13 protein-coding genes are annotated in these 18,907 nt (G+C 33.4%); 9 read left to right on the plus strand and 4 right to left on the minus strand.

Annotated features, from left to right (window positions below; translation table 11 throughout):
* The first annotated feature begins 265 nt into the window (after positions 1-265).
* The 6 genes from recG to AAGV28_RS02010 all read left to right on the plus strand — a co-directional run bounded on the left by recG (position 266) and on the right by AAGV28_RS02010 (position 10,482).
* Entirely contained in the window at positions 266-2,377 is a 2,112-nt protein-coding gene (recG, locus tag AAGV28_RS01985; protein WP_373405154.1) for an ATP-dependent DNA helicase RecG, read from the plus strand.
* Positions 2,378-2,854: 477 nt separating this feature from the next.
* Positions 2,855-3,910: an efflux RND transporter periplasmic adaptor subunit gene (locus AAGV28_RS01990; protein ID WP_373405155.1), complete on the plus strand. Its 1,056-nt coding sequence runs from the start codon at positions 2,855-2,857 to the stop codon at positions 3,908-3,910.
* 93 nt (positions 3,911-4,003) lie between these two features.
* Positions 4,004-7,099 carry an efflux RND transporter permease subunit gene (locus AAGV28_RS01995; protein WP_373405156.1) on the plus strand — a complete coding sequence of 1,032 codons (3,096 nt, stop codon included), beginning with the start codon at positions 4,004-4,006 and terminating at the stop codon, positions 7,097-7,099.
* Positions 7,100-7,144: 45 nt separating this feature from the next.
* The gene (locus AAGV28_RS02000) at positions 7,145-8,455 is read left to right on the plus strand and encodes a TolC family protein (RefSeq protein WP_373405157.1); all 1,311 of its coding nucleotides are present in this window, start codon (positions 7,145-7,147) and stop codon (positions 8,453-8,455) included.
* A 161-nt stretch (positions 8,456-8,616) separates the two neighbouring features.
* Positions 8,617-9,480, plus strand: coding sequence for a bestrophin family protein (locus tag AAGV28_RS02005; RefSeq protein WP_373405158.1), 864 nt, complete (start codon positions 8,617-8,619; stop codon positions 9,478-9,480).
* A gap of 78 nt (positions 9,481-9,558) precedes the next feature.
* On the plus strand, positions 9,559-10,482 hold the full coding sequence (locus AAGV28_RS02010) for an AraC family transcriptional regulator (RefSeq protein ID WP_373405159.1): 924 nt from the start codon (positions 9,559-9,561) through the stop codon (positions 10,480-10,482).
* Between the two features lies 1 nt (position 10,483).
* On the opposite strand, the gene AAGV28_RS02015 is transcribed toward AAGV28_RS02010, so the two are convergent.
* Entirely contained in the window at positions 10,484-10,858 is a 375-nt protein-coding gene (locus tag AAGV28_RS02015) for a DUF779 domain-containing protein (RefSeq protein WP_373405160.1), read from the minus strand.
* Positions 10,859-10,927: 69 nt separating this feature from the next.
* Complete coding sequence (locus AAGV28_RS02020) at positions 10,928-12,433, minus strand: aldehyde dehydrogenase family protein (RefSeq protein ID WP_373405161.1); 1,506 nt, start codon at positions 12,431-12,433, stop codon at positions 10,928-10,930.
* Between the two features lie 265 nt (positions 12,434-12,698).
* Here AAGV28_RS02020 and pheT point away from each other — a divergent pair, with 265 nt between their 5' ends.
* Positions 12,699-15,119, plus strand: a complete 2,421-nt coding sequence (gene pheT, locus AAGV28_RS02025; RefSeq protein ID WP_373405162.1) for a phenylalanine--tRNA ligase subunit beta — start codon at positions 12,699-12,701, stop codon at positions 15,117-15,119.
* 85 nt (positions 15,120-15,204) lie between these two features.
* Here the strand turns inward: pheT and AAGV28_RS02030 are convergent, their stop codons facing one another.
* Positions 15,205-15,759, minus strand: coding sequence for a fasciclin domain-containing protein (locus tag AAGV28_RS02030; protein WP_373405163.1), 555 nt, complete (start codon positions 15,757-15,759; stop codon positions 15,205-15,207).
* 336 nt (positions 15,760-16,095) lie between these two features.
* On the opposite strand from AAGV28_RS02030, the gene coaD reads away from it, so the two are divergent.
* Positions 16,096-16,551: a pantetheine-phosphate adenylyltransferase gene (coaD, locus tag AAGV28_RS02035; protein ID WP_373405164.1), complete on the plus strand. Its 456-nt coding sequence runs from the start codon at positions 16,096-16,098 to the stop codon at positions 16,549-16,551.
* Between the two features lie 183 nt (positions 16,552-16,734).
* Positions 16,735-17,313, plus strand: coding sequence for a PhnA domain-containing protein (locus AAGV28_RS02040; RefSeq protein ID WP_373405165.1), 579 nt, complete (start codon positions 16,735-16,737; stop codon positions 17,311-17,313).
* A gap of 178 nt (positions 17,314-17,491) precedes the next feature.
* Here the strand turns inward: AAGV28_RS02040 and AAGV28_RS02045 are convergent, their stop codons facing one another.
* Positions 17,492-18,841, minus strand: a complete 1,350-nt coding sequence (locus AAGV28_RS02045; RefSeq protein WP_373405166.1) for a DEAD/DEAH box helicase — start codon at positions 18,839-18,841, stop codon at positions 17,492-17,494.
* Positions 18,842-18,907: the final 66 nt, after the last annotated feature.

An 18,907-nucleotide genomic window follows, 5' to 3' on the forward strand; every position in this document is an offset into this window, starting at 1 on the left:
TATTTTCAGTCCCTTTATTTGAATAACGAATAGCTTCGAAATTAGTATTCATAGTACTAAGCTTCTTTAATTAAATGTGTAAAAACACCTGAAACCACTGTTTTAAAGTTTAATTCTAACATGTAGGAAACCAAAAGTCATCTTTAAATTTTGTGATTTTAAGACCCTAATTTGCATTTTCAAAATTCCAAATTATAAACTATCTTCGTTTTTAAATTGAAAGATTAGACAGCAGTCATTGTCATTTCTAAATCTAAATCCCTAAATGTCTTCCAATAATCTCCTACTCACTCCTATCGAATACCTAAAAGGCGTTGGTCCTAGCAGGGGCGAATTGCTGCGTAAAGAATTAGGGATTCATAAATACGGAGATTTGCTCAATTTATACCCTAACCGCTACATTGACAGAACCCGTTATTACAAAATCAACGAACTACAAAATAATGTTGCTGAGGTTCAAATTATTGGCAAGATTATCAATATTAAAACTGTAGAATTTGCCAAAGGCAGAAAACGACTCGTGGCTACTTTTATCGATGACACAGGACAAATGGAATTGGTTTGGTTTCAAGGTCACAAATGGATTCGGGAATCTTTAAAGTTGAATGAGGTGATAGTTATTTTTGGCAAATGTACTTCGTTCAGCGGCATGTACAACATGGCACATCCCGAAATTGAGCAATGGAGTGAGCACGAACAAAGTTTGCGTTCGGCAATGCAGGCCGTATATCCTTCAACCGAAGCCTTATCGAATAGAGGGATTTCTAATAAAGTGATCCATAAAATGATGCAGCAGTTGTTTTTAGAAACACAAGCCTCATTTTCCGAAACTTTACCCGATTTTCTAACCCAAGATTTGAAATTAATCCCAAAGAATGCTGCCTTATTCAATATCCATTTTCCTAAAAGTGCCGATGCTTTGGCGAAAGCCCAATTTCGATTAAAATTTGAAGAATTGTTTTTCATCCAGTTGCAACTGATTATGAAAAACCTGATTCAGAAACATAAAATTAAAGGACATCCGTTTACCAAAGTGGGTGCGTTTTTTAATGAATTTTATCAAAAATACCTGCCTTTTGATTTGACCAATGCTCAAAAAAGAGTAATCAAAGAAATCCGAAATGATATGGGTACCAATGCCCAAATGAATCGATTACTTCAAGGAGACGTAGGTTCCGGAAAAACCATTGTAGCTTTTATGAGTATGTTACTAGCAATGGATAATGGTTTTCAGGCTTGCTTGATGGCACCAACAGAAATCTTAGTTAATCAGCATTTTATTGGACTTTCAGAATTAGCTAAAAATTTAAACATAAATGTTAAGATACTTACTGGTTCAACTAAAACTTCAGATAGAAGAATTATCCATGAAGAACTAGAAAATGGTAGTTTACAAATTCTCATTGGCACACATGCCTTACTGGAAGATAAAGTAAAATTCCAGAATTTAGGCTTAGCCGTTATTGACGAACAACATCGTTTTGGGGTAGAGCAACGCTCTAAATTGTGGAAGAAAAACGACATTCCGCCACATATTTTGGTCATGACTGCCACTCCTATTCCGAGAACATTAGCTATGAGTTTGTATGGCGATTTAGATATTTCGGTTATTGACGAATTGCCTCCAGGACGAAAACCCATTCAAACCGTGCATCGTTATGATAGTAATCGTTTAAAAATTTGGAAATTTATTAGAGACGAAATTGCTTTGGGTCGCCAAATCTATATTGTTTATCCGTTGATTCAAGAATCAGAAAAAATGGATTACAAAGATTTGATGGACGGATACGAAAGTATTTCCCGAGATTTCCCGCTACCTACTTATTCCATTTCCATCGTTCATGGCAAGATGAAACCTGCTGATAAAGATGCCGAAATGAAACGTTTTTCAGAAGGAAAAACCAATATTATGGTGGCTACAACAGTAATTGAAGTGGGGGTAAATATCCCCAATGCTTCGGTAATGATTATCGAAAGTGCCGAACGTTTTGGGCTTTCGCAACTGCACCAATTGCGTGGACGCGTGGGTCGTGGTGCGGAGCAAAGTTATTGCATCTTAATTACCAGCCATAAATTGAGCGCCGACAGTAAAACCCGAATGGAAACCATGGTTCGCACTAACGATGGGTTTGAAATTGCCGAAGTCGATTTAAAATTACGTGGCCCTGGAAATTTGATGGGGACACAACAAAGCGGCGTATTGAACCTTCAAATTGCCGATATTGTTCGCGACAGAGATATTTTGGCTCTAGCCAGAGAAAAAGCACTAAAAATAGTTCGTGATGATACTCCATTACAAAAACCAGAACACGCAGTCTTAAAAACCGTTTATCTGGAATTGACTAAGAAAAAAAATATTTGGAACTACATTAGTTAAAATACTAATTTAAAACTGGTTAGTATTGTTACTAAAAGAAAATGCTTTTGTTTTTATAAAACTCACTAAGAGCCTGTTTAAATTTATTAAAAAAAAGAAATTTTCTTTTTCCCCATCCCTAAAGGGTGAAAATTTCTTAAAAATTCATCAAAATTACACCCTTTAGGGATAGGGGAAATTAATTTTGATGAATTTTAAACAGGCTCTAATAAACCTTTCTTAAAAAAAGAAGTCATAATTGGATGTAGCAAAGACAACACGCTTTAAACAGTTGTTAAAAACAGCTGAATTCTGATATTTTTTTCTACTCGAAATAAATAAAAGCTAACTTGCATATCATTAAATTTAAATAATTTATAAAACACTTTTTTTAGTAAATTATAGATTTAATTGGTTAAGAATTGTTATCAAAAATTCTTTTTTTTAAACAAAATTTAATAACAGAAATAGCTAGAATACAGAAAACAAATTACTTATATGAAAATAAAAAACTTAGTTTACGCATTACTAATTATCGGTTTAGGTTCATTTGTTACTTATCGAATTTTAGAAAACAAAAAAAAATCGGAAAAATCCAAAGGCACATCTGACAAAACAAATCCAATTGTAGTAAATGTAATTGTAATAAAACCACAGATTTTTGAAAACAACCTTTCTTTGTCTGGTTCTATTGAAGCTAATGAACAAGTAGAAATTCGTTCGGAAGTTTCAGGAATTGTTGAAAGTATTAATTTTAAAGAAGGAAGCAATGTTAATAAAGGACAATTGCTTTTTAAAGTGAATGATGCCGAACTAAGAGCACAACTAAGCCAAACTACAACCCAAGAAAAATTAGCCGCTGAAAACGAAAGAAGAGCCAGTCTTTTATTGCAAAAAGAAGCCATAAGTCAAGAAGAATATGATATTTCCCGAGCAGAATATGCTTCGGCTAAAGCACAAAGTCAGTTAATTAAGGCTCAAATTGCAAAAACTTCGGTAAGAGCGCCATTTTCTGGAAAAATTGGATTGCGTTCTATTTCATCAGGAACCTACATTACTCCTACTATTTTAGTTGCCAAATTAGTGAATATCGAAAAAGTAAAAATCAGTTTTTCTATCCCTGAAAAATATGCAGCTCAAGTAAAAATGGGCTCTGTCATCGACATTAATGTTTCAGGTTCTACTAAAAAATATACTGCAAAAATATACGCTATTGAGCCCGAAGTAGAAATTACAACGCGAACTTTAAAAATCCGTGCTATTGCTGATAATGTTGATGGAAAATTATTCCCAGGAACTTTTGCCGATGTAAAATTGTCTTTAAGCACTATTAAAGATGCGATTGTAGTCCCTACAGAAGCGATTGTACCAATACAAGAAGGTAAAAAAGTCTTTATTTCAAACATGGGAAAAGCCAAAGAAATAATGGTCGAGGCAACCACAAGAACCGACGCTTCTATTTTGATTCTTTCAGGATTAAAAGCGGGAGATACCTTAATAACCAGTGGCGTAATGTCTCTAAAGAATGGTACTCCTGTAAAAGTAAAGTTGTAAATTTTAAAGAAAGTTATAAGTTAAGAGTTAGGTGTAAAACTCTTAACTCTTAACTCTTATCCCATAACCCATAACTCAAAAATCTATAACTCGATGAGTTTATCCACCACAAGTATAAAAAGACCTGTTTTAACAATAGTACTGAACCTTTTAATTATATTATTTGGTTTAATTGGGTACAGTTTTTTAGGTGTTCGTGAATTTCCTTCAATTGATCCTGCACAAGTTTCTATTCGTACTAATTATACAGGAGCTAATTCGGATATTATTGAATCCCAAATTACCGAACCCCTAGAAAAAGCAGTAAATTCAATTGATGGAATTCGAAATATTACCTCTTCTAGCAATCAAGGAAGTAGTAATATTACTATCGAATTTAACTTAGATAAAGATCTTGAAAGTGCTGCCAATGATGTTCGTGACAAAGTTTCACAAGCCGTTAGAAACTTACCTAAAGATATTGATGCTCCGCCGGTAGTTTCTAAAGCAGATGCTGATAGTGAATCGATTATTTCGATGACGCTACAAAGTGACACACGAAATGCCTTAGAATTAAGCGATTATGCCGAAAATGTAATTTCACAGAGATTAGAAACCATTCCGGGAGTTAGTGGAGTTCAAATTTGGGGACAAAAACGCTATGCTATGCGTTTGTGGATTGATCCTGTTAAACTAGCCGCTTATGGTTGCACCGTCGCCGAAGTTCGTGATGCCTTGAATGCTCAAAATGTAGAATTACCCTCAGGAAAATTAACAGGCAATAATACCGAATTAGCGGTAAAAACGATCGGTAATTTATCCAATGCTGAAGAATTTAATAATATTATAATTCGCTCAGAAGGAGACAAAATTATACGTTTTAGCGATGTGGGAAAAGCTAGTTTAGGTGCCGAAAATATCGAAACACAACTGACACAATCAGGACTTCCAATGATTGGTATGGCCATAGTTCCCATGCCAGGAGCTAATTATTTAGATATTTCTAAAGAATTTTATAAAAAATACGAAGCACTACAAAAGGATTTGCCAAAAGACATGAAAATCAATATTGCACTTGATAATACTGCTTTTGTAAAAAAATCAGTACTAGAAGTAGTTGAGACTTTAGGCATTTCAATAGTTCTGGTTATTATTATTATCTACTTGTTTTTTAGAGACTGGGCTATTGCTTTTAGACCTTTAATCGATATTCCTGTTTCATTAATTGCTACTTTTTTTATCATGTGGCTTTTTGGTTTTTCGATTAATGTATTAACACTTTTAGCAATTGTTTTAGCCACAGGTTTAGTAGTAGATGACGGAATTGTAGTTACCGAGAACATCTATAAAAAAGTCGAAGAAGGAATGTCACCTATTGAAGCAGCTATAAAAGGTTCGAACGAAATTTTCTATGCGGTAATTTCGATTTCAGTGACTTTGGCAGCTGTATTTTTACCCGTAATTTTCTTAGAAGGTTTCGTAGGTCGACTCTTTCGGGAATTTGGAGTCGTAATTGGTGCTGCGGTATTAATTTCAGCTTTTGTCGCTTTGACCTTAACACCTATGCTGAATGCTTATTTGATGAAAGGAGGCGAACAAAAAAAGTCTAAATTCTACATAAGAACCCAGCCTTTTTTCGAAAATTTGAACAGTGGTTATGCCGATTCTTTGCAACGTTTTATGGCTAAAAAATGGATTAGCTTTCCTATTTTGATTGTTTGTTTTGGTATTATTTATTTATTTTTTACCATTTTACCAAAAGAAACCGCACCTTATGACGATCGAAGCTCGATAGTGATGCGAATGAATACTCCTGAAGGCTCTTCTTACGAATATACCGATCGCTTTATGCAGGAAATTTCAAAATTAGTAGATGATTCTATTCCTGAGAAAAAAGTAAGTTTAGTAATCTCTTCACCCGGATTTAGTTCCGCCTCTATTAATAGTGGTTTTATAAGACTCACATTAAAAGATGTTAGCGAAAGAGAAACTTCGCAAAAAGAAATTGCTGATAAATTATCGCAATGGACTAAACAATATCCAAACGCTAAAACATCCGTAATTCAGCAACCCACTATTGCAGTAAACCGACGTGGTGGTTTGCCCATTCAATATATCATTCAAGCTCCAACATTTGAAAAACTTCGAGAAAAAATTCCTGTTTTTATGGACGAAGTAGGCAAAAGTGATGTTTTTTCTATTACAGACGTGAATTTAAAATTTAACAAACCCGAAATCAATGTGACCATCAACCGTGAAAAGGCTGAAAGTTTGGGTATTTCTATACTCGATATTGCTCAAACTTTACAACTTTCTTTAAGCGGTCAGCGTTTTGGTTATTTTATAAAAAATGGAAAACAATACCAAGTAATTGGTCAATTTGATCAAAAAGACCGTTCCAAACCTTTGGATCTAACGTCGATGTTTGTCAAAAACAACAAAGGCGAATTAATTCAAATGGACAATGTGGTAACTGTTGAAGAACAAAGCAATCCACCACAATTGTATCATAATAATCGCTATATGTCGGCAACAGTTTCGGCTGGTTTGGCAACTGGTAAAAGTATTAGTGACGGAATTGATGCAATGAATGAAATAAAAGCTAAAGTTCTAGATGATACTTTTACTACCGATTTAAGTGGAGAATCCAGAGATTTTGTCGAGAGTAGTTCGAATACTTCATTTGCATTTGGATTGGCTTTATTGTTAATTTTCTTAATTTTAGCAGCACAATTTGAAAGTTTTATCGATCCATTAATTATTATTCTTACTGTACCAATGGCGGTGGCTGGAGCCTTATTTTCATTGTGGTTGTTTGGTCAAACTTGGAATATTTTTAGCCAAATTGGAACTGTAATGCTTATTGGATTGGTAACCAAAAATGGAATTTTAATTGTCGAATTTGCCAATCAATTACGAGAACAAGGAAAGCCCAAATATGAGGCTATTATGGAAGCTTCAGAAGCTCGTTTACGACCAATTTTGATGACGAGTTTAGCGATTGCTTTAGGTGCTTTACCAATTGCAATGTCACTTGGAGCGGCTTCTACTAGTAGAATTGGGATGGGAGTGGTTATTGTAGGAGGAACTATTTTCTCTTTAATATTAACCTTATTTATTATTCCTGCACTTTATTTTATGTGGTCCAGAGCTAAAAAACATTATCCTGAATTTGATCGTATTGACGAATACGAAAAAGAAAGCAAATAATTTATTGGTCACAAATTCAATAATTAGTGGCAAAAGAAAATATCTATGAATACAAAAACAGTAATCAGCAGCCTCATTTTATTCTTGTTTTGCATTATAAAAACAAATGCTCAACAATCTTTATCTATTGAAGATGCTATAAAAATTGCATTGGAAAACAATTACGAAATTAAAATTGCTACCAATGATTTAAGAGTAGATCAAACCAATAATGCTATTGGAAATGCAGGAATGCTTCCTACGCTAACGGCCAATGTTGTGGACAACAACAACATTCAAAATTTATCTCAAATTCGTATCGATGGAACAGAAAACAGCTTAGATAATGCTAAAAATAATAGCTTGAATTATGGTGTAAGTTTAGGTTGGACCATTTTTGACGGAATGGGAATGTTTGCTAAAAGAGAACAACTGCAAGAACTTCAAAAACTGGGTGAATCTCAATTAAAACTAAGTATTTTGACCAAAGTTTCTGATGTTTATACGATTTATTACGATTTAGTACAGCAGCAGCAGCAGCTAACAGCTTTAGACTCGACCCTTATTATTTCTAACCAAAGATTGATTTTGGCACAAAATAGATTTAATATTGGCAAAGCATCAAAATTAGAGGTTTTAAATGCTCAAGTAGATTTGAATACAGACAAAGTGACTTTGCTAAAACAAAAAGAATTATTTATTAATACTAAAATTCTATTGAATCAAATTCTGGCTCGTGATACTAAAATTGATTTTACAGTAACTAATATAGTTAAAGTTGATACTGATTTACAATTAGCTGAATTAAGTGATTTGGCACAAAAACAAAACCCACAACTTGAAGCTCAAATCATTAATAAAAGAGTAGCCGAATTGCAATTGAAACAAGTAAAATCTACACGATACCCTACAATAAGAGTGAACACTGCATACAACTTTGGTGAAACAGAATCGAGTTTAGGATTTATCACTCAGTCTACATCAAGAGGATTTAATTATGGTTTTACTGCCTCTCTGAATCTATTTGATGGTTTTGCCCAACATAGAAATGAAAAAATAGCTCATCTAGCAATTGAGAATGCTAAGTTACAAATAGAACAACAAAATCTAAATCTGGACACGCAATTAGCAACAGCTTATCAAACCTATTTAACTAATTTAGAACTCATTGATTTAGAAGAAACAAACCAAGCCATTGCGAAACAAAATCTTTCAATAACCTTAGATAAATTTCATATTGGAACCATCACCACACTAGAATTTAGAACGGCACAACTGAATTTTGTGAATGCTACCGTGCGTTACAGTAATGCGCAATTTCAAGCCAAATTATCCGAAATTGCATTGAAAGAATTAGCCGGGAAACTGGATTATTAAATGGTGATAAAAATATTTTACAGTGCTTAAAAACGTTTTCTAAGCCTAATAATAAGAAACTCAAATCAATACCAGCAAGGTATTATTTGAGTTTTGTTTTATTATAAAAATCAATACTAAAAATCCAATTTATAAATTAAATTTACCTCAAATTAAACGATATGACTTCATACAACCCCAAAGATTGGATACGTTTTATCTTCTTTGTTAGTAAAGCAGATACTATTCGTAAATTATTTCCAATAATGATTCTTATTGGAATATATTCTGGAATTATTGGCTACTTAGAAATAGTATATTGGCATTTACCTAAGGATAGTTATGTAAAAAATATCTCTGTTATGCACAGTATGCTTGGTTTTGTAATTTCATTACTGTTAGCTTACCGAACCAATACCGCTTACGACCGCTGGTGGGAAGGACGAAAAATGTGGGGATCCTTAGTAAATAGCAGCCGGAATTTAGCCTTAAAATTATCGGCGATTTTAACAAACGAAAGTGACCGTAGTTTTTTTAGAAAAATAATTCCAAGTTATGCTTCTATATTACAGAAACATTTAAACGATAGCGATACTGCAAAACAATTATTTGACGATGTTGATTTAGAAATTGACCATCACAAACACAAACCCAATCAGGTTGCAAAAATGTTATTTCAAAAAGTAAATGATTTGTATGTTTCTAAAAAAATAACAGGCGATCAATTGTTTATTATCAATAACGAACTACAATCTTTTACTGATATTTGTGGTGCTTGCGAACGCATCAAAAACACACCTATTCCCTACTCTTACAGTGCATTTATCAAGAAATTTATTTTTATTTATGTACTTACTTTGCCTTTTGCTTATGTTTTTATTTTAGGGTATTATGTTATTCCTGTAGTGGTTTTTATTTTTTATGTATTAGCCAGTTTAGAATTAATTGCCGAAGAAATTGAAGATCCTTTTGGTTCAGATGCCAATGATTTGCCTACCAAAAAAATATCCGAAAACATAAAAAAACATGTAGAAGAATTAATTTAAAAAATAATAACATAAGCTTATTAATTACTATAAATTATTTTTATTAAATTTAAGGCACACTTGAAAAGTTTTAAGCTTATGAATGCAAATCGTGCTTTAATTACTCCTCCTAAATTATCAAATGAGAAATCATTGAAAACTTTAATTGAAAACAGAACCGTTTACAATTTAAATCACTGTGAATTAAACTTGTTTGAAACCTATAAATCCTCTACGTTAGTTCCTTTAAAATTTAATGATTTAGTGGTTACAAGTATGTTGAGAGGAAAAAAAGTAATGCACCTTTTTGATGATCCAGGTTTTGAATATTTACCTGGCGAAACAGTAATGATTCCATCAAATGTAGAAATGAAAATTGATTTTCCTGATGCTACTAAAAATAATCCTACGCAATGTCTGGCTCTTGCAATTGACCAAACAAAAATTAACAATACGTTACAATTCTTAAATGAACGTTATCCTAAAGAAGGAAACGATCAATTTTGGCATCTAAACTACCAAAACTATTATTTTTACAACAATGTGGAATTAGCCACAACGATGAATAAACTCATCAAGGAATGCATGAGTACATCAGTTACAAAAGATGCTCTTGCCGACTTAACATTACAAGAATTATTGATTAGAATTGTTCAAACACAAACAATAAAATCCATAGATGATGGTGTTTACTCTGAACCAAACTCTCCAATTAATGAAGTATTAGAATACATTCGAATGAATATTAGAGAGAATATAAATCTCAAAAAATTAAGCGATACCGCCTGTATGAGTACCACTTCTTTTTCACGATTGTTTAAGCGAGAATTGGGAATAAGTCCCATTGAATTTGTGATTAATGAAAAGTTAAAACATGCTAAACAATTACTTAAAAATCCAACAATACAAATAAACGAAGTGTGTTATATGGCTGGATTTGATGATAGTAATTATTTTAGTCGTTTGTTTAAAAAACATGAAGGTATTACTCCTAAACAGTACCAACTGCTTTATGTAAACTAGCTTATTCAATATATTTTACGGGTTCTAAATCCTGCTCTTCTTCTGCTGTAAAAATACGATATTCAATTTGGAATGTTTTTTTCAAAGGGGTTTCTAGTGAAAATCCACCTACACCAAAAGCATCAATTACTTTCAACGTAAAATGAGCATGTTTCCAATATTCGAATAAATCTTTATCAACCCAGAATTCGGTATCTTCAATAGTTCCAATACACACATCCCCCATACGTTGGTAAAAACCGCCTTTTTCAAAACATTGGGGCTGTGATCCTTCACAGCAACCTCCAGCTTGATAAAACATAAGCTCACCATGCTTTTCTTTTAGCGTTTGTATTAAGGAAATTGCCTCTTTAGTGGCGTCAATTCTTTTTATCATGGTTTGTGAAATTTATTTATAAAAAAAGGCAAGTTCGAAAACTCACCTTTTTTCAATTAACAACTATTTTTAAAAAAATCCTAGTTTCTTTTTATCATAAGAAATCAACATATTTTTAGTTTGACGATAATGTCCCAACATCATTTTATGATTCTCTCTTCCAATTCCAGATTGTTTATAACCTCCAAATGGCGCACCGGCTGGATATGAATGGTACTGATTTACCCAAACTCTTCCTGCTTGAACAGCTCTTGGAACTTGATAAATTTCGTGTGCATCGCGTGTCCAAACTCCAGCTCCTAAACCATAAATTGTATCATTTGCAATTGCAATTGCTTCTTCGGTAGTTTTAAAAGTAGTAACAGCCAATACTGGTCCGAAAATTTCTTCCTGAAAAATTCGCATTTTATTGTGCCCTTTAAAAATTGTTGGTTTGATATAATAACCGCCAGCATGATCGCCTTCAAAAACATTTTCGTCGCCACCAGTTAGAACTTCTGCACCTTCTTCTTTTCCTAATTTTATGTAAGCCATAATTTTCTCTTTTTGAACTAACGATGCCTGAGCACCAACCATAGTTGCCATATCCAAAGGATTTCCAGCTACAATGGCTTCTGTTCTTTCAATAACTCTAGCTATAAATTTGTCGTATATATCCTCATGAACTAATAATCTTGATGGGCATGTACAAATTTCACCTTGATTTAAAGCAAATAAAACGGCTCCTTCAATGGCTTTATCAAAGAAATCATCATCATGATCAGCAACCGATTTCATAAAAATATTTGGAGATTTTCCTCCTAATTCTAAAGTTACCGGAATAATATTTTCGGTAGCATATTGCATTACTAATCTTCCTGTTGTAGTTGATCCAGTAAACGCAGCTTTAGCAACTTTTTTATTTGTAACCAACGCGCGACCTAGTTCAGAACCAAATCCGTTCACGATATTTACAACGCCTGGAGGCAAAATATCGCCTATTAATTCCATCATTATCATAATAGAAATTGGTGTACTTTCGGCTGGTTTTAAAACCACTGTATTTCCTGCAGCTAAAGCTGGCGCAAGTTTCCAAACCGCCATCAAAATTGGGAAATTCCATGGAATAATTTGAGCAATAACACCTAATGGTTCACTTAAAGCAATAGAAACTGTATTAGCATCAAGTTCAGCAATAGAACTTTCTTCGGCACGGATTACACCAGCAAAATATCTAAAATGATCTATTGCTAATGGCATATCAGCATAAGTGGTTTCGCGAATAGGTTTTCCGTTATCAACTGCTTCCACAGCCGCTAAATACGCTAAATTATCTTCAAGAACTTGTGCTATTTTATTCAATAATATACTACGCTCCGTAACTGAGGTCTTTCCCCAAGTTTCAAAAGCTTTGTGTGCGGCATCAACGGCTAATTCAAGGTCTTCTTTTGACGAATGTGCTGCTTGGGTAAATACTTTTCCATCAATTGGAGAAACTACATCAAAGTAGTTTCCATTCACTGGAGCGACAAATTTTCCTCCAATATAATTATCATACTTTGCCTTAAAATCTGGTCTTGGTGCTATATTGCTCATAATCATTAATTTTTTAATTATTTCAAATTTACTTTTATGAAAATAAAAACAATAGCACAATCTGTTCAATTAATAGCACAAAATAACACATCTCTTTTTTTTAACTTATTATTATTACATTATTCGTAAATAATTATGATTTAAAACACAATTACACAAATAAAAGAAGAGATTCAAAGAACCTAAATATCCTCAAAAAACCAAAAAATTTGTTTCTTTCTCCAAGCTGCAATCCTTATATTTGCAACCTTATTAAAATTTACAAATGAAAATATCATACAACTGGTTAAAACAATTCATTAAAACCGATTGGAATTCAGAAGAAACAGCAGCCTTACTTACTGATCTAGGACTTGAAGTAGAAGTTGTTGAAAAATATCAATCTGTAAAAGGAGGATTAGAAGGTATTGTAGTAGGACATGTATTGACTTGCGATCCACATCCAGATGCCGACAGACTAAAAGTTACAACTGTTGATGTAGGAAATGAAACCCCAATACAAGTAGTATGTGGAGCTTCGAATGTAGCAGCAGGACAAAAAGTACCCGTAGCCACTATTGGCACAATATTGTATGATAAGGATGGAAGTCCTTTTACTATAAAAAAAGGCAAAATTCGTGGACAGGAAAGCCACGGAATGATTTGTGCCGAAGACGAATTAGGTCTAGGCGAAAATCATGACGGAATTATGGTTTTAGACCAAGATTTGGCTCCAGGAACTCCAGCAGCTAAAGTTTTCAAAATAGAAAATGACGAAGTATTCGAAATTGGCTTAACACCAAATCGTGCCGACGCCATGAGTCATTTAGGTACCGCAAGAGATTTGAGAGCTGGATTATTACAAAATGGCATTAGTGCCGAATTGATTACACCATCAGTAAGCAATTTTAGAGTGGATATGCGTACGTTGAAAATTGACGTTAAAGTTGATGCGCCGCTTTTAGCACCTCGTTACTGCGGAGTTACTATTTCAGGAATTACGGTAAAACCATCTCCTACATGGTTACAAGACCGTTTAAAAGCTATTGGAATCAATCCAAAAAACAATATTGTGGATGTAACTAATTATGTTTTACATGATTTAGGACAACCATTACACGCTTTTGATGCGGCAAAAATCAACGGAAAAATCCATGTAAAAACAGTTGAAGCAGGAACAAAATTCACTACTCTGGATGATGTGGAAAGAACATTACATGAAGAAGATTTGATGATTTGTGACGATAAAGGTCCAATGTGTATTGCAGGAGTTTTTGGTGGGCAAAATTCGGGAGTAACGAATAATACTACTGCTATTTTCTTAGAAAGTGCTTATTTTAATCCTGTAAGTGTTAGAAAAACAGCTAAAAGACACCAATTAAATACTGATGCTTCTTTTAGATTTGAAAGAGGAATCGATCCTACTATTACTGCTTATGCATTAAAACGTGCCGCTTTATTAATCCAAGAAGTGGCTGGGGGAAACATCACCTCAGAAATTATCGATATTTACACTAAAAAAATTGAAGATTTCACTGTGTTTTTAAATTTTGATAAGGTGACTAAAATTATTGGACAAAAAATCCCAAAAGACACTATCAAACAAATCTTAGTTTCATTAGACATAAAAGTAAATAGTGTTTCGGATGCTGGTTTGGGTTTAACCATTCCTGCTTACCGTGTTGATGTTCAAAGAGAAATTGATGTTATCGAAGAAATCCTAAGAGTTTATGGTTACAATAAAATTGATTTTTCGAATAAAGTAAACGCTACGATTTTTAATGCACCAAGAAACGAAGATTATAAATTACAAAATATAGTTGGAAATCAGTTGAATTCACAAGGATTCCACGAAATAATGGCCAATTCATTGACTACAGCTTCTTATATTCAACTTTCAGAAATGTTGAAAGAAGAACACAATGTAACGATGTTAAATCCATTGAGTAATGATTTAGCAACTATGCGTCAATCGTTATTATTTTCTGGATTAGAAGCCATTGCATATAATATCAATCGAAAAAATGCCGATTTAAGATTGTTCGAATTTGGGAAAACCTACCATAAATTCCTTTCTGGTTATGAAGAACACAAACATCTTACATTGTTTTTAACTGGAAACAAAAACCAGGAAAACTGGACTAATCCTCAAAAACCTTCTGACTTCTTTTTATTTAAAGGCTATGTAGAAGGGTTATTTTCGAGATTGGGAATTCAAAAAACACAAAATAGCCCTGTAATATCAGATGTTTTCTCTGAAGGAATTGCTATTGGAACTGGACATAATGTTTTGGTTGAATTTGGAGTAGTAAAAAAATCCATTTTAAAACATTTCGGAATCAAACAAGAAGTTTTTTATGCTGATTTTAATTGGGAAACGGTTTTAAAAACCATTCCTAACAAAATAAAATACAGCGAAATCACTAAATATCCTGAAGTACGAAGAGATTTAGCTTTGCTTATCGATCAAAATGTAAGCTATGATAGTATTTATGCTATTGCGAGACAAACAGAGAAAAGCTTGTTAAAAGACATCAACCTTTTTGATGTTTATGAAGGTAACAATCTACCTGCAGGCAAAAAATCATACGCTTTAAGTTTCATTCTTCAAGATGATTCAAAAACGCTTACTGATACTCAGATTGATAAAATTATGGGAAAATTACAAAAGAATTTTGAAACTGAACTTGGTGCAACTTTGAGATAAAAAAGTCTAAAAAACAGCTATTAAAAAACCCATTCGCTGCGGCGAATGGGTTTTTCGTTTTTAACAATCTAAACTAACAAAAAAACTATGATTTTGGTAATAAAACGGTATTTACAACATGAATTACTCCATTAGACTGATTAACATCAGCAATGGTAACTTCTGACATAGAACCTTTCTCATCCGTGATGTATAATTTTTTTCCTTTCATCCAAGCGGTCAAAGTCCCACCACTAACCGTTTTTAAAGTAGCTTTTCCTTTTCCTGCTTTTATCGCTTTAGCAACATCAGAAGCATTCATTTTACCTGCAACAACATGGTAAGTCAAAATGGTTTGTAACATTTTTTTATTCTCTGGTTTTAACAAAGTTTCCACCGTTCCTTTTGGCAATTTATCAAAAGCGGCATTTGTAGGTGCAAAAACAGTAAATGGTCCTTTACCTTGCAATGTTTCTACTAATTCTGCTGCCTTTACCGCCGCTACCAGTGTGGTATGATCTTTAGAATTAACTGCGTTTTCGATAATGTTTTTAGTAGGATACATAGGCGCTCCACCTACAGTTACAGCTTTTTGAGCATAAGAAGTTGCTCCGAATACTAAGGCAAAAAATGCTACTGATAAAAATTTTGTAGTTTTCATAAATGTACTTTTTTAAGTTATATAAAAGCATTTACGACAAGAGATTCAATTTGGTTTTAAAAAATAAAAAAAATCTATTTCATTATTTCCAAAGCGCTAATAACAATGAAGTTACAACTAATTATTTATGTCCATCATAATAAAAACCCGTTGTACACAGAGAACGTTTTTTTATGCTACTGGTAAAATAAACTCATAAAACTCTATTCCATACCTAGAAAAGGAGAATATAGACCAGAACAGTTGTAATAAATGCAGGAAACAGCTCCAAAGCACACTTTAACTCCTGAAAAAACTTTGTACATTAGCCGTTCAGAATCATAGAACCTCAAAAAAATGAGAAAAGCCATATTTCCTGGATCTTTTGATCCAATTACCTTAGGTCATGAAGATATTATTAAAAGAGGTATTCCTTTATTTGATGAAATAGTTATTGCCATTGGAATAAATGCCGAGAAAAAATACATGTTCCCATTAGCCGAAAGAAAACGCTTTATTGAGGAAACTTTTAAAGACGAACCTAAAGTATCGGTCATTACTTATGAAGGTTTAACGATTGATTTGTGCAAAAGGATCAATGCCAATTTTATTCTACGCGGTTTGCGTAATCCTGCCGATTTTGAATTCGAAAAAGCCATTGCTCACACTAACCGACAGTTATCTAAAATTGAAACTGTATTTTTATTGACTGCTGCAAAAACATCCTATATTAGCTCGAGTATCGTTCGTGATGTACTTCGAAATGGTGGAGAATACCAAATGTTAGTTCCTAAAGCTGTGAGAATATTGTAATTTTCAGTACTCAGAAAGCAGATTTCAGGAGACAAAAGGCAGAAATGAGAAAATGAGAATCCAGAATAAAAAAGACTTCCCATTTTAGACTAAGGACTTAGGACTAAGTACTAAACTAGAGACTAATAAAATCTTGTAAAAAGTCTTGAATAACCGTACTTTCGCAAAAAACAAAAATAAATAATGAGCATTGACAGAGAATTAAATAAACGTAGCGGATCAAAATGTGAACTTTGTGGAACGACAGAAAACTTAAAAGTGTACGAAATACTTCCTTCTAAAAAAGGCGGAATTGATGAGGCTGTTCAAGCTTGTACTACTTGTATCGAACAAATTGAAAATCCAGGCCACGAAGATTTAAACCACTGGAGATGCTTAAATGACTGTATGTGGAGCGAGCATACTCCTGTTCAAGTGGTAGCTTGGAGAATGTTAAGTCGTTTGCGTACTGCAGGTTGGCCACAAGAATTACTAGATATGATGTATTTGGACGAAGATGTTTTAGAATGGGCAAAAGCAACTGGCGAAGGAGAAGACGATGAAAACAAAATCATTCATAGAGATAGTAATGGTGTGATTTTAGAACACGGAGACTCGGTGGTTTTGATAAAAGACTTGAAAGTAAAAGGCTCTAGCATGGTTGCCAAACAAGGTACAGCAGTAAGAAACATCCGTTTAGACCATGAAAACGCCGAATACATTGAAGGAAAAGTGGATGGGCAACAAATTGTAATCATTACACAATACGTGAAGAAAATCTAGTTTAGTTTGCAGTGATCAGTCCCGAATTTTCGGGATTAGTGGTCAGTAAACTTAATGCATAAAAAAAACGTTAGCAATAGGTTTTTTGCTAACGTTTTTTTATTTCGAATTTTCTCAATCAGTTATTTGTTTGTTCTGTGCAATCATAAACTGCTCCCTAAAAGCTGCCTACTGAATACTACTCCTCTACTTTCTTAATTACATTTCGAGCAACTTGAATTTTATATTTCTTGCCTTTCATTTTTTCGTCCTTAATAAGATCTAGTAAATCTTTTACTTTACTGAATTTTACCGCGGCAAAAGAGATAAAATCTTTCACTTCAATCAATCCTAAATCGCCTTTTTCTAACTTCCCTTTTTGGGAAAAGAAACCTACAATATCAATTTTATTTAGCTTATTTTTCTTTCCACCACTAATATAAATGGTTTGAAATTGAGGTGGCTTAGGCAAAGATTTCGCATCTTCAACGGAAAAAACGGGTGTATTCTCATAATCCACATAATCCATTTTTTTCTCAGATTCATGTGCAATAATATAAGCCGTACCCGTAGCAGTCATACGTGCTGTACGACCGTTTCTATGTGTGAACTCGTCTTCTTTTAAAGGTAAATGATAATGAATTACATGATTCATTTCGGGAATATCCAGTCCGCGAGCAGCTAAATCAGTCGTGATTAAATAACTTACACTTCCGTTTCTAAACTGAATCAAAGCGCGTTCACGCTCTTCCTGATCCATTCCTCCGTGATAATAGGTAGAATAAATTCCTTTTTCGTTCAACGTATCGCTTATACGCTCAGCAGCATCACGGTGATTGCAAAAAACAATTGCCGCTTCTGATTTCAAGGAACAAAGCAATTGAAATAAAGTGTCTAACTTGTCTTTTTCCTTAGATACAACTAATTTGGTTGAAAGATTTGACTCTTCTTCATTTTCAGGAATAAAATCTAAAATTGTTGGGTTCACCACTCGGGTGTATTTTGGAATCTCAATATCAGATGTTGCCGAAACTAAAACGCGTTTATTTACCTTAGACAATTTGCCAATGATAAAAGACATTTGCTCATGAAACCCCAATTGCAAAGACTTATCAAATTCGTCTAAAATTAAGGTTTGAATTTTATCCAAACGAAAACTTCCTCTTTCTATATGATCGGCAATTCTACCTGGAGTCCCTATTAAAACCGCTGGCGGATTGCTTAAATTATTAATTTCAGTATCGATTGAATGTCCGCCGTAACAAACATTTACCTTGTAATGTGTACCCATTTTTTTCCAAACCTGCTCAATTTGCAAACCTAATTCGCGCGATGGAACTAAAATCAAACATTGTACGGAAAGAATTTCTGGTTGTAACATTTCTAAAATTGGCATCAAGAACGCCAATGTTTTTCCAGAACCTGTAGGCGAAAGCAGCAAAACATTGTTTTCATTCAAGATGGTTTCCTGAGCGGCCTCTTGCATTTCATTCAGGCTTTCGATACCTAAATTTAAAAGTATATTATTGGAGTGTGATTTCTTATTCATGCGGCAAAGGTAATTAAAAGATAAATAGATGTAAAATCGAATTTTTTTATAAATAACTACTCTTAT

The sequence above is a fragment of the Flavobacterium zubiriense genome (assembly GCF_041729725.1).
GTDB classification, from domain to species: Bacteria; Bacteroidota; Bacteroidia; order Flavobacteriales; family Flavobacteriaceae; genus Flavobacterium; species Flavobacterium zubiriense.